The sequence below is a fragment of the Pseudomonas sp. S37 genome, assembly GCF_016658545.1.
GTDB lineage: Bacteria > Pseudomonadota > Gammaproteobacteria > Pseudomonadales > Pseudomonadaceae > Aquipseudomonas.
The window spans coordinates 1-21,678 of record NZ_JACVZC010000088.1 but is presented as its reverse complement, the minus strand read 5'-3'; the positions used below and the strand labels follow the sequence as shown (position 1 = coordinate 21,678).

Here is a 21,678-nt window from a genome sequence, read left to right as displayed (position 1 = left end):
ACAAGGGGGCGTGCAGGCTGCTTCATTCATGGCAACAATGCGGCTTGCCCGGCTGCCCTTCATAGCGGTCATGGTGCCGCACCCAGTCCATGGTCCCGCCTTCGTTGCGCCCCAGTGGCGCAATGTCGAGGAAGTTGTAGGTATTGACCAGAATGTCCAGCCCGCGGGCATAGGTCGAATAGGTGTGGTACACGCTGCCGTCCGCTTCGCGGTAGAACGCACTCAGGCCGGGCAGCTCGCTTTCATTGCCGCTGTATGGCTCATAGTTGTACTGGCGCTCACCCTCACTGCCCACACTCACACCAAAGTCCTCGTTGAAACCGCTGCCATTCGAGGAATACCAGGGGAACTGCCAGCCCATACGTCGGCGGAACGCCTGGAACTCGGCATACGGCGCCCGTGACACCGCCACCAACGTAACGTCGTGGTGGGCCAGGTGCAGGTTGGCACCGTCAAAGTGGTCGGCCAGGAACGAACAACCGGGGCAGCCCTCGTTCCAGCCTTCGGCAAACATGAAGTGGTAAAGCAGCAACTGGCTACGGCCGGCGAACAGCTCGGCCAGGCCCAGCTCGCCGTCCGGGCCGTGGAAGCGATAGTCGTGCTCGACCTTGACCCAAGGCAGGTCGCGACGGGCTGCAGCCAGTGCGTCGCGATGGTGGGTAAAGGCTTTTTCGTGCAGCCACAGTTGCCGGCGGGCCGCCAGCCATTGGCTGCGGGAAACCACCGGGTGCCTGCTTTCGCTGGTGCTCATGGTGCTGTCTCCACGTTAGGGATTTACACATTAGTCGAGCACGATCAGGGCAATTCGACAGGCACCGGTGGCCGGGCGATGAGCGGCAGGTTGCTCAGCCTGAATGGGCGATATGCCCCTCGGCCAGGTCATCGGCGGCGTCATCCTCGCCAGGCAGCGCGGTGATCACGCTGAAGTCGCTGACTTCCACCTTGCCGCCGCCATAGCCCAGCAAGTGGAACGAAAACGCCTTGCGCTCGGTCGGGTTGTCGAAGCTGAAGTCCATCTCCAATGGTTGGTCTGTGGTGACTTTCACCTCGGCTGGCAGGCCCAGTGGCACGTCCTGCTCCAGCTGCTTGGCCTTGAGCTGGATATAAGCCACGTGCCTTGGGTCCAGTGAGCGTACCTTGATGCGGACCCGGGTATGCGAGCCCCCAGGCATTTCCAGGTACTGGGCACCAATCAGGTTGTCGGCCCAATCGTCATGAATGCGCTTGCGCAACTTGATTGGCGCCGGCCCGCCGAACTGGTAGCGCAGGTTGAGCGGCGTTTGCAGCAGCGACTGGTCCAGCACCCCGGCCAACGCACCGATCTGCTGGCCAAGCAGGCTGTCGCCGCTGCCCAGGTAACGGGCCTGTTCGGCAATGAAGCCTTCACTGGCGTAACGCCGGCAACGCTGCTGGAAGTCGCACTCGGTGAACACCCCTTGGCCGTTGTGGTAACGCAACATCCCGTTGGTGTACGAGATCATTTCGCGGCCGGTTTCGTAGTCGCGGTACAGCGAGCGGCCGCCCAGTGCAACGGGAATCGGCAACGCGAAGTAGTCGAGCAGCGAGGTGGCCAGGTCGATGTGGCCGTAAGTTCCACGCTTGATGTGCGGTAACTGGGCCTGTTCCGGCGCCAGGGTCAGGTTGAAGCCCCACGACGACGCCAGGCGCACGCCGTCAATGCCATGGGATTCGTCCGAGGTCAGCACCACCAGTGTGTCCTTCAGCACGCCCTGACGCTCGAGGTTGTCGAGGAAGGCCCCGACCGCGTCGTCCAGGTACGCCACCGCCGCCTGTTTCGGCGTGTCAAAACGTTCGAGGTATTCGGCCGGTGCCGAATAAGGTTGGTGGGTGCCCACGGTGAGTAGGGTCAGCATCCACGGTTTGTCTTGCTTCTGCAGTTGGCTGACATAGCCCAGGGCGCCCTCGAAGAAGGCGCGGTCATCCTTGCCCCAGGGGAAGTCGAGGTAGTTCTTGTTGCGGAACCACTCCAGGCCATGCACCGAATCGAAACCGATGTGCGGCATGATGCGGTCCTTGGCCATGAAGCGCAGGCCCGCACCCTGCAGGTAATGGGTGGTGAAGCCGGCCTGGCGCAATTGTGCCGGCAGGCAGGCCTGGTTGCGTTCGTTCTGGGTCAGCAGCTCCACGCCCTTGGGCGTGCCGTTGGCCAGCTTGTCGTAGTCACCGCACAGCATCGCGTAGAGGCCACGGATGGTCTGGTGGGTATGCAGCACGTAGTCTGGTGTGTTCATGCCGCGCTCGGCCCACTTGCTGAGCCTGGGCATCAGGTCTTCGTCGAAATGACTGTGCAGCGCCTGGCGGTTGGGCCGCAGATAGGCGCCAGGGATGCCTTCCATGGTGATGACCAGCAGGTTGCGGGCACTGCCTGGGCCGGCCAGCAGCCGTTGCCCTTGCAGGTCGGATTGTGTGAGCCCGGCGCTGGGCAGCGGGGTGAAGGCCTGGGTATGGCCCATCCAGCCTTCGGCCTGGCGCTGCAGGTTGCCGACCCCGGCAGACATCAACTGGTGGGTCAGGTTGTATTGCCGCCACTGGTCGGCATCGGAAGGCAGCAGCTGCTGGCTGCCCCAGTGGGCGCCAAACAGTACTACCGGTATGGCCCAGGCCTTGCGCGGCAGCGGCTGGCCACGTTGCGACCGGCTGCGCCAGGCACAAGCCAGCCAGGCCAGCAGGCCGGCGCCCATGGCCACGGGCAGCCAGGCATGGGCCAGGCCACCGCCGGTGGAGTTCTCCATGAACTGCGGGTCGACCAGGTACCCCAGGTCGGCGCTGGTGGGCAAGCGGCCGACGGCGCTGACCAGCTCGGCCGAGGCCACCCACAGGGCCGCCCAGGCCAGCAGCACGGGCAAGGCCAGCCACCATGGCCGGCGGTGCAGCAACAGCAGCAGCAGGCTGCCAAGGGCGAGGTCGGACAGATAACCGAGCGGGTTGGACCAACCCAGCATGGCGCGCGCACCCAGTGGGATCACCAACACCAGGCCTGCCAGTGCGGCAAGCCGGGTACGTGGGTGGTCGGACAGGTTCTTCACAAAAACTTCCCTTTTGCCATTAAATCGTCATGCATCTGTGCTTGATGATAACAGGCCGGAGTCGGGAAGGCGGTCGCTTACAAGGCTGGTTACCAAAAGCCGGGCCCGTTTGCACGGGCCCGGCCGATGGCAAGTATCAGAAGTAGTAGGGGAATTTCAGGCTGAAGGAGAAGTCCGGCGCGTCATCGGTCAGACCAATGGACAGGTTGGGCACGATGGTCAGGTTGTTGGTGGCAGCGAAGGTCAGGCCAATGTTGAAGTTGGCGGCGTTGTAGTCACTGTTGGAGATCGACTGCCAGTCACCGCCATCCGGCTTGATCTTGCTCTTGCGGGCAAACTGGTCGGACACCGAGAACGACATGCTCATCTTCTCGTTCAGGGCAAAGGCAATACCGCCGCCAATCTGCCACGAGTCACCCAGCTTGACGTCACCCGGTACCTTGCTGTTGACCTGCGGACTGATGTCGCTGAACGAGTCCTGCATGTTGTAGGTGTACGACAGGCTGCCGAACAGCACGGCGGGGTCGAAGGTCTTGACCAGCGAGATGCCCGGCGTGATAGACCAGACGCCGTTGCCGGTCGGCAGGCTGTCCGGTACCGACAGGTTGCTGTTGCCGTCAACCTCGCGCAGCTTGATGCCATACGGGTCTTTGCCAGTCGGCGCCTTGACCCGCAGGGTTGCCACCGCGTCAGGCCAGGTCTCGTCCTCGTCGAGGAACTTGTAGGCCACACCAACGTTGATGTCGCCGATTTCCGGGTCGCGGGTCACGCTGGCGTCGGAGGTGGCCGCGCCAGAGCCGCCGGCACCGCCGGAAGAGTAGGTGGACTCGCGGTACACCACGGGAACGTTGATGTCGAACTGCCAGCGCTGCGCCAGGTTGTAGCGCGCGGTCATGTCCAGGGTCCAGTTGTCAGCCTTGATGCGGTCAAGGTTGATACTGCCCAGGAAGATCGAGTCCAGTGCCAGAAAACCATTGAGGGTTAGCGCACGGGTATCGTAGTGGGTATAGGTCAGGCCGGTTTCGAAGCTGAACTTGCCGCCACCGAAGAAGCCGCTGGCCTCGTCATACAGGTTGGATACGCTCTGCGCGGGTTCCGAGTCGGCGGTCAGCGCCTGGCCATAGGAGCTGCCGGTGGTGCCAGGTGCGCCAGAGGCCACGGTTTGCCCGCCCTTGACGCCTTCGGCGGGGGATTTCACCAGGCGTTTGGGTGGCGCTGCCGCAGGGGCCTCTTCAACTTGGCGCACGCGCTGTTCCAGCACCATCAGCGCTTGCTGCTGGGCTTCGTAACGGCGTTTCAGTTCGGTCAGTTCCTGCTTCAGGGCCTCGACCTGAGGGTCGGCAGCGGCGTAGAGCAATGTGGCCGGGGCCATGGTAGTCAAACACACAAAAGCCTTGAGCGTTAAAGATCGGTGCATGGAATTGCCGTCCCTTCCAACTACTTTTGATGAGACTGAGCGTAGATCAGTATCCGAATGTGCGAAGGCCTTTAAGCTGGTCGAGGCTACCGTTCAGCGAGGCGGCGGTCGGCACGCTCTCGCGCATGACCACATTCAGGGAGGTGACGTTGCTGACCAGGTTGCCGTTGCCCAGCAGCGTCGAGTTCTGCATCAGGCCGCCCTGGGCCAGGCGCTGCACGCTGCTGCCCTGGTTGTTGCTGGCGTTGATGTTGAACTGCACGCCCACGCCGCTGGCCGAAACGCTCAGTGCCCCAGCGCCGTTTTCCGCCGTCAGCGTCTGCCCGGCGGCAAGCGCCTGGCCCTGCTGCTGCACCACAGGCGCCTGGTTGGCCTTGGTGACGTTGATGTCGACATTGTTGTAGGCCGCGTTGTTGTCACCTGCGGCCCGCACCACCTGGGTGACACCTTCAGTGGTATTGAGCCCGGCACCACCGGTTACGCTGCCGGTACCGGGTGCAGTTGACGATGCAGTGGGCGTACCGGTGCCTTTTTCGTTGATCGTCGACACATAGAATTGCGGCTTGATGGTCGACTGCTGCACCTGCAGGCTGCTGCTGGCGCCAATCACGTCACCCTTGGCATTCTGCCAGGTGCTGCTCATGACAATGCCGAAGCTCACGATCCGCCCCGGCATTACGTAGCGACCGCGCAAGCTTGCCAGTTCCTGGTCCTTCAGCTCGATGGGTTTGAACGTTTCTGCATGAATCGGCAGGCTGGCTGCCAGGCAAGCCACTGCGAGCAGGAGTGGATTCTTCATGGGGGCTCCCGGGAGCGTCATGCTCCTTATCATTGGACGAATCGTTAGAAGAAGTCGCTTTTGATGAAGCCAAAGTCCAGCAGCTCTGCGTCCTGCACCGGGGTGAAGTTGTTCACCCGACCTTTGGCGGTCAGTGGCAGAGGCGGGTCGAGCAAGACGTTGTTCTTGTCATAACCCTGGCCGATCACGGCGAAGATGATGCCGTTCCAGCCCTTGAGGAAGTCGTCGACCTTGTAGCGCCTGTGGCCCAGTACCGGGTCACCGACATACACCCAGCCCTTGTCGACTTTCTGCATGACCACGAAGTGCTTGTAGCCGCGCACGTCCATCAGTACCACCACCGGGATGCGAACGCTGTGCAGGGTGTCGGGCGCTACCCGGTAGCCGCGGGCACGCATGCCCAGGCTTTCGACGTAGCGTTTCATGTCGAGCATCGAGAAGCCTTGGGTGCGCACCAGGTCCTGGTCGGCGTGGGCCAGCATGCCTTCGATGATCTGATGTTCGTCCACATCCAGCCAGTAGGCCTGGCGCAGGATGGTCGCCAGTGCGGCGGCGCCGCAGCTGAAGTCGGTTTTTTGTTGTACCAGGTCGGCGAACTTGCGTTCGCGCACGCTTTGCAGGGGTTTGAACACCACGGCGCCGCCCGGCAAAACCGCCAGCGGCATGGTTGCAGCTTCGCTCACGCTGGCCAGGCACAGCAAAAACGCCAAGGCGATAATGCGCATGATCGGTTGCCTTCCGGTTCTGTTGAAGAAAGGCCCCCCGAAGGGGGCCTTACGCGCAGCGTTTAGAACGAGGTGTTGGAGATGGCCAGCGAGTTGCTCTGCTGGTTGCCCACACCGGCTGCCACGTTCACGCCCAGGTTGCCGCTGCCACCGTTGACCGAACCGCTAAGGGTTGCAGTATTGGTAACAGGGTTGGCCCAGCCGGTCGGGGTCAGCACTTGGAAGGACACGGTATTGCTCAAGTCGTAAGCACTGCTTTCGCTGTAGCTCTTGGCCACGTCGTTCGAGGACTGATGCGATTTCTCGCCAGATTTGGCGAACTCGGACGCCGAGGCGTTCTCGTACGAAGAGTCGTGAGACTTCGTATACGAAGAGTCACGAGACTTGTCATACGAGGATTCGCGCGACTTGTCGTAGTTGGAGTCGAATGCTTTTTCGAAGGACGAGTCGTAGGCACTTTCGTGCGACTTGTCGATCGAGGCATTCAGCGACGCGTTCAACGAGCCATCGACACTGTCGGTGCGGGTGCGCTCGCGGCGGCCGTCGTCAGTGGAGATGGTGCGGGTGGCGTTAGCCGCAGCTTCCAGCGAGGCCGTCAGGTTGGCGCTGCTCGACGAACTGTTGCTGCCGCTGGCCGAGCCGTTCAGGCCCCAGCTGTTGGAGCCACTGGCGCTCGAGCTGTTGCTGCCGCTGGCGTTCGAGCTGCTGGAGCCAGCCGAGTTCCAGCCGCTGGAGCCACTGTTGCTGGCGCTTTGCGAGCCAGCCACGCTGAAGCTCGAAGACGAGCTGCGGTCATCGCTCGAGTTGAAGGTGCCGTCACGCGAGCTCGAGCCGCTGGCCGAGGTGGTGAAGGTCAGCGTGTCCACACGGTAGGTGCGGTCGGCGCTGTTGTTCACCGTCAGGCCTGGGCCCGACTGGTCGGCCGAGGCGGTTGCCGTGGCGTTGCCCAGTGGGGCACCGGTGTTGGCGATGGCCATGGTGTTTTTCTGTTGGTTGAGGTCGCCACCGGCCACGTTGATGCCGATATTGCCCTCAGCCCCGCTGGCCGAGCCGCTCATCACCGCCGAAGATTGCGTCGAGTAGTTGTCTACCCGGTTGCTGCGGCTGGTTTGCACCACGTCGGCAGTGGCGCTGGCCATGCCGAACACGAAGCTGTTGTCCAGGCTCGATTCGGAGCCGGCGTTGGCAATGGCAGCAGCGTTGTCCTGCTGGTTGCCGTTACCGGCGGCGACGTTGATACCGACGTTGCCGCTGGAGCCAGTGCCCGAGTCACTCATCTCGGCTTCGTTGATGGTGCCCTGGTTGGTAATGCGGTTATCGGTGCTGGTTTGCGTGTCCCAGGCATTGGCCGTTGCATACACAGGGATCTTGGTGGGTGGAGGCGTGTGCTGACCGTTGTTATGGTGGCCGTTATGGCGGTCATCGCGCCGATCGTTTTGCCCAGCTTGTACAGCAACAGCCATGACCGCAGCAATTGCGAAAACCAGAGGCTTGATTGCCATCGAGGGTTTCATGGTGATTCTCCGTACTCTAGTAGGTTAAGTGTCGTTCTTAACTGAAAGGGTCAGTCCGCGACCCGGATGCTCAAGGTGTTGGCCATGCGGTTTCCCACCCCGGCACTCTGGTTCAACTGGATCACCCCTCGGCTACCGGTGAAGGCCTGGTCACTGGTAGTGACCTGGCGATAGCCGGCTGGGATGTCAGTTGCTCCGGAGTTGTTGAGCAGCGTCACGTTCTGTTGCATGAGGACGCTGTCGTCGATGCTTTGCGGTTGTGCGCCAATGCTGATGCTCATGGCGTTGGCTTGCTGGGTGTTGGCGCCAGCGCTCTGGTTCACGCCCAGGGCGCCGCTGCCGTTGCTGAAGGCGTTGCCCTGAATGGTCGCGCGGGCGTCCATCCTGGGGTCGGCGGGGGTATTGAGCTGTTGCCGGATCTGGGTATTGGCGTTGGCTTCGGGGCCAACGGCGATGGCGCGGGCGTTGGCCTGCTGCTGCTGGTCACCGGCGGCCTGGTTCACGGTGAGGTTGCCTTGGTAACGGCTGCCGGAGCTGTCGATATCGGCGTTGTTGATGACGGGCACGGGGGATTGGGCAAACGCCGGAGCAGTGCACACGGCGGCCAGCATCAGCAGCATATGCTTCATCTCACTTGCCCCCGCCCGTCAGGATCTGCAGCGGCGCCAGGCCCCGTTGCACGCTGGAGTTGACCATGTTGGCGATGCCGTTGCCCGACCCGCCCGTGCCACGTCCGCCCGCGATGTTGGGCAACTGGTTCTGGTTGCCCAGGTTGCCGCCCAGGTTGTTGGTCTGCTGGGTGATCATGTTGCTGATGCCAGCACCGCTGCTGATGCTGGCGAAGTCGCCGTCACTCAGTTCGTTGGTCTGTTTCAGCACATGGGCAGAAGGGTTGGCATTGACGGTGGTAGGGTTGGGGTCAGGCCTTAGCGGCGGAATCGTCGCGTTGCGCACCTGCACGTCGCGGGTGATGATGATGATCCCCTTGTCGGCTTGCGCCGTGAGGCTCAGTGACCCCAGTACGCACCCCATCAGCAAGACGTGATAAAGGCGTTTGTCTGTTTTCCTCACGACGGCAATTCCTTCTCTGTGCGCTGGCCCTGATCAGCGATGCGAAGGACAGAGCAGAAGCTGTGCCGCTTTTGAGAATGGTTTTCAGATCAAGTGGTTAGGGCAGGGGGCTGACAAATTGCGGCGTATTGTGTCTCAGCCGTGAAACAGTCAGGCGCATGCGGTGCCGGCGAAGCCAGCAGTGGGCTTGATTGGAAGGGTTTTTGCAAGGGTGTTTCATGCAGTTGACACTGCGCCAGAAACGGGGGAATCCCCCGCATTTCCGGGGGCTTTGCCCCACCGGGGTGTGTCAGTGGCTTAACACTCGGTAGGGCAGGATGGCGTATCGCTATCAATGAGCCTAGCCACTGTTTGTAGCGCCAGCAACTGGCGCTGTGGCCAATGGCCCTCAATTATCTTGTGCGCTTGGTCATGCTGCTGCAGCCAGTGCAGGCTGTCGTCAAAAAAGCGCTGGCGGTCTTCGAATGCGGGCTGGCTGCGCTGGCCATCGGCAACCCAGTCCACGCCTTGCGGGCTCAGCAGCAGGTGCAGGTCGTAGCGCCGGGCCAGCAGTGCCTGCTCCAGCCACGCGGGGCAGTCGTTGAACAGCGCGCGGCTCCAGAGCATGTTGCTCAGCAGGTGGGTGTCGAGAATCAGCAGGGGCGGTGCCTGTTCGCGGGCGTGGTCCTCCCACGCCAACTGGCCGCGGGCGATGGTCGGGATGTCGGCGTAGCAGGTATCACGGCATTCCTGGTCGATGAAGTGACGCACGTACTCGCCCACCACCACGCCACCGAAATGCGCCTGGATTACCCCGCTGAGCCAGCTTTTGCCGCTGGATTCCGGCCCGCACAGCACCAGCACTTTCATCGCCTGCTGCCCGCTCATGCTTGCACCAGCGCCGGGTCACGCCGCCACTCCAGCCAGCCGCGCACGGCAATCAGGGTGAGTACGGCGAAGAAGCCCGCTGTGAAATACAGTTGTTGGTGCAGGTACTGGCCCACATAGATGATGTCGACCACCACCCACAGCGGCCAGCATTGCAGGCGCTTCTGCGCCATCCACAGTTGCGCCACCAGGCTGAAGCCGGTCAGGGTCGCGTCCAGCCAGGGCAGGGCGGCATCGGTCCAGTTGGCCATGGCCGCGCCGAGGCCGGCGCTCAGCAGCACCCCGGCCGCCAGGCCGGTGAGCAGCGCCGGGCGTTGCAGGCGGGAAACCTGGCGGGCGTCTTCAGCGTGGCCGGGACGCTTCCATTGCCACCAGCCGTACAGCTGCAGGATGGCATAGGCCAGTTGCAGCAACATGCCCGAGTACAGCTTTACCTCGTAGAACAGCCAGCCGTAGATCAGCACCATGACCAGGCCGATCGGCCAGCACCAGGCATTCTGCTTGACCGTAAGCCAGACAGCGGTGACGCCGAGGACGGCGGCGATGAGTTCAAGGCCGGACATCGGCGATCCTTGGAGGCTGCGGGGGAGGGGCGCGATTGTAGCGGGTCGGTTGCGCAAGGTGTAGAGCGTTTGGGCCTCGTGGGCTGCTTTGCAGCCTGATTGCGACTCAAGGCCGCCCTCATAGAACAACACATAACGCTCTGATTTTGCGAAGACCTGTGGGAGCGGGTTTACCCGCGAATGCGATGTTGATTCTACCGCCGCATTCGCGGGTGAACCCGCTCCCACAAGGTCTGCAACACGCTTGCGGGCAGAGTTCTCTGCGCGTAGCGCAGCCCGGGCATTCTATCGGTCAAACGCGGAACTGCCGCAGCAACTGCTCCAGTTCCTCGCTCAACTGCCCCAGCGCCACCCCGGCATCGCTGGACTGGCGCGCAGCATCGGCGGTCTGCTGGGACAGCCCGGCGGTGTCCAGCACGTTGCGGTTGATCTCCTCGACCACATGCGATTGCTGCAGGGTGGCGCTGGCGATGGAGGCATTCAAGGCGGTCAGGTTGTTCAGCGCCTGGTTGATGGCGTCCAGGCTGGCGCCGGCCTCGCGGGCTTGCTCGACGGTCTGGCGCGATGCCTCGCTGCTGGTGTCGATCGCCCGGACAGCAGCGTCGGACTGGCTTTGCAGGTGCTCGATCATGGTATGGATCTCGGCCGTGGACTGCGCCGTACGCTGGGCCAGCAAGCGTACCTCGTCGGCAACCACGGCGAACCCGCGGCCTTGCTCGCCGGCCCGTGCCGCCTCGATGGCTGCGTTCAGCGCCAGCAGGTTGGTCTGTTCGGCGATGGAGCGTATGACATCGAGTACGCCACCGATGCGTGTGCTGTGCCCGGCCAGGTCGCGGATCACGTGCACGGCCTGGTCGATGGTCAACGACAACCGGTCAATTTGCACCAGGCTGCCGTGAATGGCCTGCTGGCCGTGCGTTACCTGCTGCAGTGCACTGCGCATTTCGCCGGCGGCCTGTTCGGCAGTCTTGGCCACGTCCTGAACGGCATAGGTCACTTCATTCACGGCGGTGGCCACCTGGTCCATCTGCAACGATTGCTGGGCACTGTGCTGTTGCGCGGCCCCCGCATTGTCGCCAACGTGCCCGGCGGACTGTGCCAGCGCATGGGCCGCCCCTTGCAGCTGACCGACCACCCCTTGCAGCTTGCCGTTGAAGCGATTGAAATGCTCGCCCAGGTGGGTGATTTCATCGCGACCGTGGGTGTCCAGGCGCCGCGTCAGGTCACTTTCGCCACTGGCGATGTTGCCCATGGCCTGCACCGCCTCCTGCAGCGGGCGGGCGATGCTGCGGGCAATCAGCATGACCACCAGCGCCATCAGCAGGGCAATGGCCAGGCCGACCAGCGAGGCGTCGCGCAGTTGGCGGGCGAATTCGGCCTGCACGTCATCGATGTATACCCCCGAACCGATGATCCAGCCCCATGGTTTGAACAACTGTATATAGGAGGTCTTGGCTACCGGCTCGCTGGCGCCGGGCTTGGGCCAGCGGTAGTTGACCGGGCCAGCGTCCTGCTGACGGGCCAGGGCGACCATTTCGTTGAATACGGCAAAGCCGTCAGGGTCGCGAACGGCCGACAAGTCCTGGCCATCGAGCTTGGGGTTGGCCGGATGCATGATCATCTTTGGCCCCAGGTCGTTGATCCAGAAGTAGTCGTCATGGTCGTAGCGCAATGCCCGCACCACCTGCAGCGCCTGCTGCTGGGCAGCATCGCGGCTCAGCGTGCCGGCCGCTTCAAGGCCTTGGTAATAGGCCAGTACCCCGGCTGCGGTCTGCACCACGTGGCGGGTTTTTTCCGCCTTGGCCTGGTACAGGTCGCCGTGGATCTGGCGCAGCATCAGCAGCCCCAGCACCACCAGCATGGCCACTGCCACCACTAGGATCAGCCACAGTCGGCGGCTGATCGACATCGATCTCAGCGTGTTCATCCAGGAGCTCCCGCATTGTTCTTTTTATTCAGTTGCATCCAAGCATGCTTTGCACGCAGGCCCCACACGACTAATGGCTAAGTGCTATCTTTGTAACAGTCTGCAGCAAGCCGTGTAAGGCGATTGCAAAGGCGCTCTGCTAGGATTTCGGCCGCGCAAGATGAAACCTTTAGCCGGCGTGAACTTTTCCACTGGCGCTGGTCCCAACAGTCGCTGTAAAACTGCCGGGCCGCGTGCGGCAATCATAAGCAAATCAAGAACAAGGGGCCTGCCACGAGCAGCGCTCCATCGGGGGAATGATGGATTTTTGGACTGCCTTCCAGGCAATCATCTTGGGCGTGGTGGAAGGGCTGACGGAGTTTTTGCCGATCTCCAGTACCGGCCACCAGATTATCGTCGCCGACCTGATAGGTTTTGGTGGTGAACGGGCCATGGCTTTCAACATCATTATCCAGCTGGCGGCGATCCTGGCGGTGGTGTGGGAGTTTCGCAGCAAGGTTCTCGAGGTGGTGTTCGGCCTGACCAGCCAGCCCAAGGCGCGGCGTTTCACCGGCAACCTGCTGTTGGCGTTCATGCCCGCGGTAGTGCTGGGTGTGCTGTTTGCCGACCTGATTCACGAATACCTGTTCAACCCGATCACCGTGGCGGCTGCCCTGGTGGTGGGCGGGGTGATCATGCTCTGGGCCGAGCGCCGCGATCACCGTGTGCAAGTGGACCATGTGGATGACATGCGCTGGAGCCACGCGCTGAAGATCGGTTTCGTTCAGTGCCTGGCGATGATCCCTGGGACTTCGCGTTCCGGTTCGACCATTATCGGCGGCCTGCTGTTTGGCCTGTCGCGCAAGGCTGCAACCGAGTTTTCGTTCTTCCTGGCGATGCCGACCATGGTCGGCGCAGCGGTGTATTCGGGTTACAAGTACCGCGACCTGTTCCAGCCCAGCGACTTGCCGGTATTTGCGCTTGGCTTTGTGACCTCGTTCATCTTTGCCATGATCGCTGTGCGGGCGCTGCTCAAGTTCATTGCCAACCACAGCTATGCGGCGTTTGCCTGGTATCGCATCGTGTTCGGCCTGCTGATTCTGGCGACCTGGCAGTTTGGCTGGGTTGACTGGTCGACCGCCCATGGCTGAGGCGCTGCGCGGGCAACGGGTGGAGGGCGTGCGCAATGTGCGCCTGAAGCTGCTGCTGTTGGCTGTACTGTGCCTGCTGCCGGTTCTGGGGGCCGCGCGCATGGCCTGGAACGACCAGGCCTGGTGGCCGTTGGCGCTGTACCCGGCGATGAGCCTGATCACCCTGTTGCTGTATTGGCAGGATAAACAGCAGGCGCGTACGCGAGCCTGGCGTACGCCCGAGAAAGTGCTGCATGCCAGTGAACTGCTGGGTGGCTGGCCGGGGGCGCTACTGGCGCAGCAGCTGTTCCGGCACAAGACCCGCAAGGTTTCGTACCAGCTGGTGTTTTGGGGGATTGTGCTGGTGCACCAGGTGTTCTGGGCGGATTGGCTGTTTTTTGATGGGCGTCTGCCCTTTACCTGACTTTGCCTGTACCGGCCCTTTCGCGGGTAAACCCGCTCCTACAGGGACCTCACAGGCCTGAAGACTTGTGGCGTCTCTGTGGGAGCGGGTTTACCCGCGAAGAGGCCGGCACAGGCTGGCTCAAATCAACAACCCCACCTGCAAGCGCTTCGGCAAACGCCGCACCACCAGCTGGTGCGAGCGCTGCAACAAGTCACACAACTCATCCCGCCCCATAGGGTAGGGCAGCGCCATGCTGATCCACCGCGCCCGTGCCAGGTAGGGCGCAGGCCGCACGCCAGGGCGGTCGCAGTAGCCCAGAAACAATTCGTCGGCCACCTTGAACGACAACCCCGCACCCGCCAGGTCGAGCACCGCGAACATCTTGTTGCCCGCCACCGAGAACACGCGGATACCGCCCCATTTGTAGTCTTCCCGCGCCCCCGGCAGGCCCAGGCAAAACGCCGCCACTTCGGCTTCGCTCATTTTCCTTTCAGACATAGCGCTCTCCACAGGCCTCGAACGACGCCGCCAGGTGATCGATCCACACCCGCACTGCCGGCAGCAAGCCGCGCCGGTGCGGATACACCGCCTGCAGGTAGCCACCCGGCAGTGACCAGTCTGGCAGCAGGCGCACCAGTTCGCCGCGTTCCAGTTCTTCTTCACAGAACATGCTGGGCAGCGCAGTAAACCCCAAGCCAGCCCGTACAGCTGCATTACGTACTACGAAATCATCAATGGCCAAGCGTGGTTCCAGGGCAATTTCCTGCTGCTTGCCGTTGGGGCCAAGCAGGCGGAAATGTACCAGCCGGTCTGCCTCGGCGGCGCCCAGCACCGGCAATGACGCCAGTTCGCCGGGTTCGCGAATGTGGTCGGCAAAGCCTGGGGCAGCCACCAACTGCATTTGTGCCTGGCGCAGGCGGCGGGTAACCAGGGCCGGGTCTTCATCCCCCAGGTCGCGTACACGCAAAGCCACGTCGATGCCTTCGGAAATCAAGTCGACACGGCGGTTGAGCAGCACCATGTCCAGCTGCACCAGCGGGTACTGCTCAAGAAAGCGGCTGATCACGTCCGGCAAGAAGGCATGGGCCAACGCCACCGGGCACGACACCCGCAAGCGCCCGCGTGGTTCGCTGCTCATGCTGGCCACGGTTTCATCGGCGGCTTCAGCCTCCAGCAACATGGCCTGGCAGTGATGCAGGTAGCGCTCGCCCACGGCGGTGAGCTTGAGCTGCCGTGTGGTGCGTTGCAGCAGGCGGGTGCCCAGGCGCTCTTCGAGCTCGGCAATACGCCGCGACAGGCGTGACTTGGGGATGCCCAACTGGCGCCCGGCGGCAGCGAAACCGCCGGCTTCGACCACGCGGGCAAAATAGAAAAGGTCGTTGAGGTCTTGCATGGGAATGTCTCACTGTTCCACCTGTGGGACAAACTAACGCATTTTTACCGGCTTATCAGCCATTAAACACCCCGGTAGGATTCTCCCCATCGTGATCGCCCACAGATGCGGTCTTCAATCACAGGAGAGTCCCATGAAACTGTTGCACATCGATTCGAGCATCCTGGGCGACAATTCCGCCTCGCGCCAACTGAGCCGCGAAGTGGTTGAGGCCTGGAAAGCCGCAGAGCCAACCTTAGAGGTGGTGTACCGCGACCTGGCCGCCGACGCCATCGCCCACTTTTCAGCCGCTACCCTGGTAGCTGCAGGCACCCCGGAAGACATGCGTGACGCCGCCCAGGCGTTCGAAGCCAAGCTGAGCGCCGAAACCCTGGAAGAATTCCTGGCTGCCGATGCCGTGGTGATTGGTGCGCCGATGTACAACTTCACCGTGCCGACCCAGCTCAAGGCCTGGATCGACCGCGTGGCCGTGGCCGGCAAGACGTTCCGCTACACCGAAGCGGGCCCGGAAGGCCTGTGCGGCAACAAGAAGGTGGTGCTGGTATCTACTGCAGGCGGCCTGCACGCTGGCCAAGCGACTGGCGCCGGGCATGAAGACTTCCTGAAAGTGTTCCTTGGCTTTATTGGTGTCACCGACCTGGAAATCGTCCGCGCCCATGGCCTGGCATATGGCCCGGAGCAGCGCACCCAGGCGATCGATGCTGCCCAGGCGCAGATTGCCAACGAGCTGTTTGCTGCTGCCTAAAGCAGGAAAAGCCCTTGTTGTAGGAGCGGCCTTGTGTCGCGATCGGGCCGCGAAGCGGCCCCGGGATTTCAGCGTTGACGCTGAGTTTTCTGGGGCCGCTGCGCGACCCGATCGCGACGCAAGGCCGCTCCTACACCTGTCAGGCCATTTCAGGCCACGGGAATTGCCGGATCAGCCGCCGCCAACGCCGCCGCGCGATCAGCCGCTGGCGGATAGATCCACACCGTATTGATCTGCCCCTTCAACGCTTTGGCCTCGGCCTTGTCCTCTGGTGGCGACACCGCACGCTCCCACCCTTCGGTATACACCGCACCCCAGGCGCCCAGGTCCAGGCAGGTCACGTACTTGGGCTGGCTGTAGCGCATCGGTGCCACGCCAAGCAGCTCGGCAGCGGCATTGTTACCGGCATACCGCCCCAGCGGGATCGCATGTTGGCACGACATCACCGCATGGTTGCCCAGCTCGTCACAGGCGGCGTAAGCCACGTCTCCAGCTGCGTACACGGCATCGTTGCCTTTGACCTTGAGGTGGTCATCGACGTGCAGGCGGCCTTGGCGGTCGCGCTCGCCACTGATTTGCCCGGTCAGGGGGTTGGCCTTGAAGCCAACCGTCCAGATCACCGTGCTGGCGTCGATGCGCTGGCCGTTGTCCAGCACCACGCCAGCAGGGTCTACTGCCGCAACGCTGGCGCCACAAATCCACTCCACGCCCAGTGCTTCACATGCCTGTTCGATGGCTGGGCGGATGCCGTCACCCAAGGCAGCGCCAATCTTCGCCCCACGGTCGACCACAACCACGCGCAAGGCTGCGTTGTCACCCAGTATCTCGCGCAGGCGGGCCGGCAGCTCTGTGGCGGTTTCGATACCTGTAAAACCGCCCCCGGCCACCACCACGGTATTGCGTGCCGCCGTATCGGGCTGGCTGGCCAGCGCCTTCAGGTGGGTTTCCAGGCGCGCGGCGCTGTCGATCGTGTCGACGTCGAATACATGGTCGATACCCACCATGTCCGGGCGGTTGAGCACGCTGCCGCAGGCCATGATCAGGCGGTCGTAGGGCAGGGTGCATTGGGTACCGCTGCGGGTGCGGTAGCCGACGCGGCGGGCTGCTTCATCTATATGGAAGGCCGTGCCCTGCACGAAGCGTACGTTTACAGCATCGAACAGCGCCTGCAACGGCGCCGCCATGGTGTGTACCTCAGGCTCGTAGAAGCGCGGACGCACATGCAGTTCGGCCTGGGGCGCGAGTACGGTGACCTCGATGTCCTTGCCCGCGTTGCGGTCCAGCTGTCGGATGGCGCTGAGTGCGCTCCACAGGCCGGCAAAGCCCGCGCCAATGATCAGGATCTGCTTCATGGTAGTGCTCCATTCAAGTTCGGTTAACAAGGTAGACCGTATTACGGGTCAACGGTGTTACGCAGGCCTGCAGGAGTGCTTCAGAATGTTGGCGGCGTGATCACCCAGATCACCACGGCATCCACCTCGCCCGGGTTGCCATAACGGTGCGGCTCCTGGCTCGAGAAGCTGAAACTGTCGCCTTCGCCCAACTGGAAGTGCCGCTCGCCCACCCACAGCTCAAAGACGCCGCTGAGGAGGTAGCCGGCCTCTTCACCGTCATGGCTATAGCTTTGCTGGCTATAGGTGCCCGGAGGAAAGCGTGAGTGCAGGATCTCGAGCTGGCGATTGGGCTGCGGGGTAAGCAACTGATCGACGATGCCGTCTTCGTAATGCACGCTCAGGCGGCTGTTGCGCCGCACCACGTAGCCCTGGTCTTCGGGTGCAGTGGTGGCTTCGCTGGCGAAGAACCACTGGATGGTCACGCCCAGGCTGCGGGCAATGTTGAACAGCGCCGGAATCGACGGGTAGGAGAGGTTGCGTTCCAGCTGGCTGATGTAGCCAGCGGTCAGTTCACTGTGTGCGGCCAGCTCCGCCAGGGTCATGCCGCGGCGCTTGCGCAGGCCGCGGATGCGGGTGCCGAGAAACTGCGGCGCGGCGCCCCCGGCTTCAGTGGCGGGGGGCTGGGGGAGTTGGCTCATGCACGTCGGTCCATCGCAAAAGCCGCAGTATGTACAGCCTCAAAGCGCCCAGGCAACCGTCAGGCCGTCGTGAATCGCTTCTTCGGCGGTACGCGGCGCCAGGCAGTCGCCGATTCGCCGTACTTCTACCAGCCCTGCCAGTTCGCTAGCCAGGCGGTCTTCCGGCTGATGGCCCAGGCACAGCACCAGGGTGTCGATGCCTTCGAAGATCATCGGTTCGCCGCTGGCGGTGTGCTGCAGGTACACGGTGTTGTCGTCGCTGCCATACAGGCGGGCATAGGGGGTGATGGGGATGCCCAGGCGATGCAGCTCACCGGCCAGTTGATCACGTACATACAGCGGCAGGCTTTCGCCGCAATGCGTACCGTTGACCGCCAACTGCACCTGATGGCCTTCGCGAACCAGCCGTTCTGCGATACCGGGGCCGATCCAGTCGCAGCGCCAGTCGACCACCAGCACCGAGCTGCCCAGCTTCACTTCATTGCGTAGCACTTGCCAGGCATCCACTACCTGCAACTCACCGGTACGCTCGAATGCCGGCCAGTAGGGGGTGGCGCCCGTCGCAGCAATCACCAGGTCTGGGCGCTCGCGTTCGACCAGGGCGCGGTCGACGCGGGTGTTGCGCACCACTTCCACACCGGTCAGGGTCATTTCCCGCTGCAGGTTGGTGCTGGCCCCGCCGAATTCGCTGCGCCGTGGCAGCAACTGCGCCAGCAGCACCTGCCCACCCAGTTGCGGGCCGGCCTCGTACAGTGTCACCTGGTGCCCGCGTGCGGCAGCCACGGCGGCGGCCTTCATGCCGGCCGGCCCGCCACCAGCAACCAGGATGCGCTTGGGCGATTCAGTGCGCTTGAGCTGCCCGTACTGCAGCTCACGTCCGGTTTCCGGGCGCTGGATGCAGGAAATGGCCAGGCCGCGATGGAAATGACCGATACACGCCTGGTTGCAGGCAATGCAGGCCCGTACGTCCTCGACCTGGCCACGTTCGGTTTTGCTCGGCATCAACGGGTCGCAGATCAGCGCCCGGGTCATGCCGCATACATCGGCCTGACCGCGCGCAAGGATAAGTTCGGCTTCCTGCGGTTGGTTGATGCGCCCGGTCACGAATAGCGGAATATCCAGTTGCTGCTTGAAGGTACCCGCCTCGCGGGCCAGGTAGGCGGGTTCGATGGCCATGGGCGGAACGATATGCACGGCGCCGCCGAGCGATGCCGAAGTGCCGGCGACGATGTGCAGGTAGTCGAGCTGGCCTTGCAAGGCAACGGCGGCAGCCAGCGATTCGTCTTCGCTCAGGCCCTGGCTGTCACGCTCGTCGGCGCTGATGCGCAGGCCGATGATGAACTGCTCGTCGGTGGCGGCGCGCACGGCGGCCAGCACTTCGCGCAAGAACCGCAGGCGTTGTTCGAGGTCGCCGTTGTAGCCGTCTGTGCGCAGGTTGACCCGTGGGTTGAGGAACTGCGCCGGTAGGTAGCCATGGCTGGCGACCACTTCGACGCCGTCCAGCCCGGCCTGGTGCAGGCGGCGGGCAGCACTGGCATAACCCTGGACAATCTCGTCGATCATGGCTTGGTCGAGCGCGCGTGGCATGACCCGGAAGCGCTCGTTGGGTACTGCAGAGGCCGAGTAGGCCACCGCCAGCAGGCCGTCTGCCGACTCCATGATCTCCCGCCCGGGGTGAAACAGCTGCGACAGCACCACGGTGCCGTGTTCATGGCAGGCCTCGGCAAGCTGACGATAGCCATCGATGCAGGCATCGTCGGTGGCCATCAGCACATGCGAGGTATAGCGGGCGCTGTCGTGCACCCCGGCAACCTGCAGCACGATCAGGCCGACGCCACCCGCCGCGCGGTCGCGCTGGTAGGCGATCAGCTTGCCGTTGACCAGGTTGTCGGTGGGCAGGCAGGTGTCGTGGCCGGTGGACATGATGCGGTTCTTCAAGCGCTTGCCGCGGATCTGCAAGGGTTCAAACAGGTGAGGGAAGGCGTTCTGCATACAGGCGGCTCCGGTGCGCTGTTGTTCTTGTTTTGTTTATGAAAGTGTAGCTTCAGTAAAAAATCAACTTGTTTTTTTACTGGTGCGCGACTAGGTTTTCTTCACCCTCACCGCGAGGGCGTGACCTCACAACAACAAGAAAACGGGCCCAGGCGGCACCGTCAGGAGGAAACCCGCATGCAGTCATTTCCACGTGTGACCGGCCTTTTTGCAGCCTTGCTGGCCCTTGGCCTTGGCAATGCGCAAGCAGCGCCGCAGATGGTCGTGGTCGGTTACGGCGGCGCCGGCCAGAAAGCCCAGGACGAGGCGATCTTCAAACCCTTCAGTGCCCAGGACGGCAGCAAGCTGATCCAGAGCGAGTACAACGGTGAAATGGCGCGTATCCAGGTCATGGCCGATACCGGCAATGTCGACTGGGACGTGGTGCAGATCGAAGGCCCCGACCTGATGCGTGGCTGTGACGAAGGGATCTACGAGCATCTGGACTGGCAGCGCCTGGGCCATTCTGGCGAACTGGTCCCTGATGCCGCGCAGGATTGTGGTTCGGCCGCGTTGGTGTGGAGCGTGGCCATTGCCTATGACCGCAACAAGCTGGCCCAGGCGCCGGCTTCGTGGGCCGACTTCTGGGACGTTAGCAAGTACCCGGGCAAGCGTGGCCTGCGCAAGCGTGCGGTGTACAACCTGGAGTTCGCCCTGTTGGCTGACGGGGTCAAGGTCGAGGATGTTTACCAGGTGCTTTCGACGCCAGCCGGTGTCGAACGGGCCTTTGCCAAACTCACGGAACTCAAGCCCTACATCCAGTGGTGGGATGCCGGCGCGCAGCCCGCGCAATGGCTGACTGCTGGCGACGTGGTGATGACTTCGACCTACAGCGGGCGGATCGCCGTGGCTGCGCAGCAGGGCAGCCCGCTGGCAGTGGTTTGGCCGGGTAGCCTGTATGGCATGGACTACTGGGCCATCATCAAGGGCTCGAAGCATGTCGACCAGGCCAAGCGGCTGATCGCCTATGCCAACCAGCCGGACACCCAGGTGCGTTATGTGCAGCAGATTCCCTATGGGCCGACCAACACCCAGGCAGCGGCAAAGCTTGACCCCGCGCTGGCCAGTTGGGTGCCTACGTCGCCGCAGAACCTGCAGGGGGCCCTGGCGATGAATGTAGAGTTCTGGGTCGATCATGGCGAAGAACTGGAGCAACGCTTCAATGCCTGGGCCACCAAGTAGCCTTCAGCACAGGGATATCGACAATGACTGCAACGGAACAAAGCCTGCGCCAGGAACTGGCGGCCTGCTACCGGCTGGTTGCCCATTTGCGCATGAGTGACCTGATCTTCACCCACATCTCCCTGCGCCTGCCAGGGCCGGAGCATCACTTCCTGATCAACCCGTATGGCCTGCTGTTCGACGAGATCACCGCCTCGAGCCTGGTGAAAATCGACTTGCAGGGGAGGCCGGTCGAACCCACGCCGCACCCGGTCAACCCGGCCGGGTTCGTCATTCACAGCGCCATCCACGCCGCCCGTGAAGATGCCCAGTGTGTGCTGCACACGCATACCCGCGCGGGTTGTGCAGTGGCAGCGCTTGAGTGTGGGTTGTTGCCGGTGAACCAGATGTCCATGGAGTTTTACGGCAAGGTGGCGTACCACACCTACGAAGGCATCGCGCTGGACATGGATGAACAGCAGCGACTGGTGGCCGACCTGGGGGACAAGCCGGTGATGATCCTGCGTAACCATGGCCTGCTGACTACCGGGCGCAGCGTTGCCGAAGCGTTCCTGCGCATGTTCTACCTGGAGAAGGCGTGCGAGATCCAGCTGGCGGCGCAGAGTGCCGGGCAGTTGGTACTCCCGGCTGCCGAGGTGTGCGTGCATACCGAGCAGCAGTTCAACGCGCCGGGCAGGGGGTTGAAGCAGGGCGAGCTGGCCGATCCGGATGCGTTGCAGCTGGCGTGGGCGGCGTTGTTGCGGTTGTTGGAACGGGTGGCGCCCGGTTACAGGGACTGACAGGTTCCAGGCTGGCGCGGTCCCTTGTAGGAGCGGGGGGGGGGGGGGGGGGGGGGGGGGGGGGGGGGGGG

Annotated in this window: 21 protein-coding genes; 5 read left to right on the top strand and 16 right to left on the bottom strand. The window is 63.0% G+C overall.

What is annotated here, in order from left to right:
- Positions 1-22 precede the first annotated feature (22 nt).
- The 11 genes from IAE39_RS21505 to mcpP all read right to left on the bottom strand — a co-directional run bounded on the left by IAE39_RS21505 (position 23) and on the right by mcpP (position 11,930).
- On the bottom strand, positions 23-751 hold the full coding sequence (locus IAE39_RS21505; protein ID WP_201206315.1) for a DUF899 domain-containing protein: 729 nt from the start codon (positions 749-751) through the stop codon (positions 23-25).
- A gap of 94 nt (positions 752-845) precedes the next feature.
- The gene (locus IAE39_RS21500; protein WP_201206313.1) at positions 846-3,047 is read right to left on the bottom strand and encodes an LTA synthase family protein; all 2,202 of its coding nucleotides are present in this window, start codon (positions 3,045-3,047) and stop codon (positions 846-848) included.
- Between the two features lie 136 nt (positions 3,048-3,183).
- A complete protein-coding gene (locus IAE39_RS21495) occupies positions 3,184-4,464 on the bottom strand; it encodes a hypothetical protein (protein WP_201206311.1) in 1,281 nt (426 codons plus the stop codon).
- A 46-nt stretch (positions 4,465-4,510) separates the two neighbouring features.
- Positions 4,511-5,263 (bottom strand): hypothetical protein, encoded by a 753-nt coding sequence (locus tag IAE39_RS21490; protein WP_201206309.1) that lies wholly within the window; start codon positions 5,261-5,263, stop codon positions 4,511-4,513.
- A 44-nt stretch (positions 5,264-5,307) separates the two neighbouring features.
- Positions 5,308-5,988, bottom strand: a complete 681-nt coding sequence (locus IAE39_RS21485; RefSeq protein ID WP_201206307.1) for a C39 family peptidase — start codon at positions 5,986-5,988, stop codon at positions 5,308-5,310.
- A gap of 62 nt (positions 5,989-6,050) precedes the next feature.
- Entirely contained in the window at positions 6,051-7,502 is a 1,452-nt protein-coding gene (locus tag IAE39_RS21480) for a heme utilization protein (RefSeq protein WP_201206305.1), read from the bottom strand.
- Between the two features lie 50 nt (positions 7,503-7,552).
- Positions 7,553-8,131, bottom strand: coding sequence for an adhesin (locus IAE39_RS21475; RefSeq protein ID WP_201206303.1), 579 nt, complete (start codon positions 8,129-8,131; stop codon positions 7,553-7,555).
- Position 8,132: 1 nt separating this feature from the next.
- Positions 8,133-8,573, bottom strand: coding sequence for a hypothetical protein (locus IAE39_RS21470; RefSeq protein WP_201206301.1), 441 nt, complete (start codon positions 8,571-8,573; stop codon positions 8,133-8,135).
- A 297-nt stretch (positions 8,574-8,870) separates the two neighbouring features.
- Positions 8,871-9,440: an AAA family ATPase gene (locus IAE39_RS21465; RefSeq protein WP_201206299.1), complete on the bottom strand. Its 570-nt coding sequence runs from the start codon at positions 9,438-9,440 to the stop codon at positions 8,871-8,873.
- Positions 9,437-10,003, bottom strand: coding sequence for a nicotinamide riboside transporter PnuC (gene pnuC, locus IAE39_RS21460; RefSeq protein WP_201206297.1), 567 nt, complete (start codon positions 10,001-10,003; stop codon positions 9,437-9,439). Before pnuC ends, IAE39_RS21465 begins: the two co-directional genes overlap by 4 nt.
- Positions 10,004-10,295: 292 nt before the next feature.
- On the bottom strand, positions 10,296-11,930 hold the full coding sequence (mcpP, locus tag IAE39_RS21455) for a methyl-accepting chemotaxis protein McpP (RefSeq protein ID WP_201206294.1): 1,635 nt from the start codon (positions 11,928-11,930) through the stop codon (positions 10,296-10,298).
- A gap of 299 nt (positions 11,931-12,229) precedes the next feature.
- Between mcpP and IAE39_RS21450 the strand changes: the two genes are divergently transcribed.
- Together IAE39_RS21450 and IAE39_RS21445 are read left to right on the top strand one after the other, a co-directional pair.
- Positions 12,230-13,060 carry an undecaprenyl-diphosphate phosphatase gene (locus IAE39_RS21450; protein ID WP_201206293.1) on the top strand — a complete coding sequence of 277 codons (831 nt, stop codon included), beginning with the start codon at positions 12,230-12,232 and terminating at the stop codon, positions 13,058-13,060.
- Entirely contained in the window at positions 13,053-13,463 is a 411-nt protein-coding gene (locus IAE39_RS21445; RefSeq protein WP_201206291.1) for a DUF1294 domain-containing protein, read from the top strand. Before IAE39_RS21450 ends, IAE39_RS21445 begins: the two co-directional genes overlap by 8 nt.
- 120 nt (positions 13,464-13,583) lie before the next feature.
- On the opposite strand, the gene IAE39_RS21440 is transcribed toward IAE39_RS21445, so the two are convergent.
- Positions 13,584-13,943 (bottom strand): MmcQ/YjbR family DNA-binding protein, encoded by a 360-nt coding sequence (locus IAE39_RS21440; protein WP_201206289.1) that lies wholly within the window; start codon positions 13,941-13,943, stop codon positions 13,584-13,586.
- Positions 13,936-14,838, bottom strand: coding sequence for a LysR substrate-binding domain-containing protein (locus tag IAE39_RS21435; RefSeq protein ID WP_201206286.1), 903 nt, complete (start codon positions 14,836-14,838; stop codon positions 13,936-13,938). The genes IAE39_RS21440 and IAE39_RS21435 overlap by 8 nt, the downstream gene beginning before the upstream one ends.
- 133 nt (positions 14,839-14,971) lie before the next feature.
- On the opposite strand from IAE39_RS21435, the gene IAE39_RS21430 reads away from it, so the two are divergent.
- Positions 14,972-15,583 carry an FMN-dependent NADH-azoreductase gene (locus IAE39_RS21430; protein WP_201206284.1) on the top strand — a complete coding sequence of 204 codons (612 nt, stop codon included), beginning with the start codon at positions 14,972-14,974 and terminating at the stop codon, positions 15,581-15,583.
- 149 nt (positions 15,584-15,732) lie between these two features.
- Here the strand turns inward: IAE39_RS21430 and IAE39_RS21425 are convergent, their stop codons facing one another.
- The 3 genes from IAE39_RS21425 to IAE39_RS21415 form a co-directional block, all read right to left on the bottom strand.
- Positions 15,733-16,935, bottom strand: a complete 1,203-nt coding sequence (locus IAE39_RS21425; protein WP_201206282.1) for an NAD(P)/FAD-dependent oxidoreductase — start codon at positions 16,933-16,935, stop codon at positions 15,733-15,735.
- An 80-nt stretch (positions 16,936-17,015) separates the two neighbouring features.
- Entirely contained in the window at positions 17,016-17,615 is a 600-nt protein-coding gene (locus IAE39_RS21420; protein ID WP_201206280.1) for a helix-turn-helix domain-containing protein, read from the bottom strand.
- Positions 17,616-17,654: 39 nt separating this feature from the next.
- Positions 17,655-19,607 carry an oxidoreductase gene (locus tag IAE39_RS21415; protein WP_201206277.1) on the bottom strand — a complete coding sequence of 651 codons (1,953 nt, stop codon included), beginning with the start codon at positions 19,605-19,607 and terminating at the stop codon, positions 17,655-17,657.
- 177 nt (positions 19,608-19,784) lie between these two features.
- Between IAE39_RS21415 and IAE39_RS21410 the strand changes: the two genes are divergently transcribed.
- Both IAE39_RS21410 and IAE39_RS21405 read left to right on the top strand, forming a co-directional pair.
- A complete protein-coding gene (locus IAE39_RS21410) occupies positions 19,785-20,828 on the top strand; it encodes an ABC transporter substrate-binding protein (protein ID WP_201206275.1) in 1,044 nt (347 codons plus the stop codon).
- Positions 20,829-20,851: 23 nt separating this feature from the next.
- Positions 20,852-21,607, top strand: coding sequence for a class II aldolase/adducin family protein (locus tag IAE39_RS21405; protein WP_201206273.1), 756 nt, complete (start codon positions 20,852-20,854; stop codon positions 21,605-21,607).
- Positions 21,608-21,678: the final 71 nt, after the last annotated feature.